This is a genomic window from Chitinophaga tropicalis, assembly GCF_009758205.1.
GTDB lineage: Bacteria > Bacteroidota > Bacteroidia > Chitinophagales > Chitinophagaceae > Chitinophaga > Chitinophaga tropicalis.
Genome location: NZ_WRXN01000045.1, coordinates 1 through 1,431, shown reverse-complemented (window position 1 = coordinate 1,431; position 1,431 = coordinate 1). Strand labels below are relative to the sequence as shown.

Here is a 1,431-nt window from a genome sequence, read left to right as displayed (position 1 = left end):
GGATCAAGTTGAAAACTTGGGGGATTTTGATTCTAAGCATAGATTTTGGCTAATCTGTAAAGGAAAAACTCTACATCTCTGACTCCCCTTAGTGCATTTCTAAAGGCTTTAATCTTAGCATTGAACGACTCGGCAGCCGCGTTGGTACTTCTGTTATCGAAGAAGTTAAGGATGCCCAAATAGTGTTGTTGAATGGTTTTATCAAGAGTTTTAAACGAGGCCAACCCTGAGTTTTCTACGTCAGCATGCCAGAGAGCTAGTTTCTTAAAGGCTTCCTGCCTGGTTTTACTTAGACGGAATACTTCGCCTAACCTTAGCGATAACTGATAGGCTTTTTGAATTACAGGATAACGTGTGAAAAGTAGCTCTGCACGCTGTTGTTGGTCCCGCGTCCATAAACGTGGATGCTTAAACAATAGGTAACGGCTACGGGCTAATAATTGCTTTACAGTATCTCCATTGGCCAGCACTTCCGGATGAAAAGCAACGTTTCTCTTTCTAGCCTCTTCTATGGCCTGGTTTTCCTCTTCCATGGCTTCCCAGCGGTACTTTATCCGAACTTCCTGTACGCCATCAAAAGCCAGTTGTTGGACATGGAAACGATCTATTACTTTTGAAGCTCGTGGAAAACACTTATCTACAACACGATTCAAGCTGCCTGCCATATCCACTGTCACTTCTTTTACCTCTATGCGCAAGCGTCTTGGTATTTTCTTCAGGATATCAATCAGCTGATCTGACTGAGTGCCCTTAATCATAGCCACTAGTGCGCCTTTACGGCCTTTGGCGGCTTTATTGGTTACAATAGTGTACAATTCTCCACTAGAGAATGCTGTCTCATCAATGCTCAAATAAGCCCCCATATTCTGTTCAAATAACATCCACTCTGCAGCGTGTTCTTTCTGCTCCCAACTGGTAAAATCGCTTAAATGATGCTTGTATTGCTGCTGTAATTGTTTTCCGTCTATATGGAATAAATGACCTAGAAGTACAGGACTAATGGGGTTTTCGTCCAAGTGTTTCTTTTAAAAAAAGACCGAACTCTTTGGTAATACGAGCTCCGTCACTGACCACATCCCAATCTCTGGTAATGATTTCATTAGTCTGGGGATCCTCCCAGCGCCTACGCTTTATAACCAGGGTCACTTTGTTTTCTCTAATCGGAAAGTCCTGAACGCGTATCTCAGGTAAAAAGCCTTTAGAATGGAGCTTTCGATCGCTATACTCGACAGGCGGATCATTCTTTTCTTCAAGGTAAATATGAAGTCCGTTGGGCGATTGAGTGGTTTTGATCAGGTCAAAATACTCTAAAAGTCCCTTTGGGAGAAGAAATTCCATTAACTGTCGATAGTTCTGATCCAAGTTGTTGCTTCTTAATGAGCTGCAAAAAAACAACTTTTTGATCTTCCCCCCAAGTTTTCAACTTGATCC

At 42.3% G+C, this 1,431-nt stretch carries 2 protein-coding genes; both read right to left on the bottom strand.

Features of this window, described 5'->3' with window-relative positions:
- Positions 1-32 precede the first annotated feature (32 nt).
- Complete coding sequence (locus GO493_RS30715) at positions 33-1,016, bottom strand: ISAon1 family transposase (protein WP_198315875.1); 984 nt, start codon at positions 1,014-1,016, stop codon at positions 33-35.
- Positions 997-1,338 (bottom strand): ISAon1 family transposase N-terminal region protein, encoded by a 342-nt coding sequence (locus GO493_RS30710; protein ID WP_157310074.1) that lies wholly within the window; start codon positions 1,336-1,338, stop codon positions 997-999. Before GO493_RS30710 ends, GO493_RS30715 begins: the two co-directional genes overlap by 20 nt.
- Between the last annotated feature and the right edge of the window lie 93 nt (positions 1,339-1,431).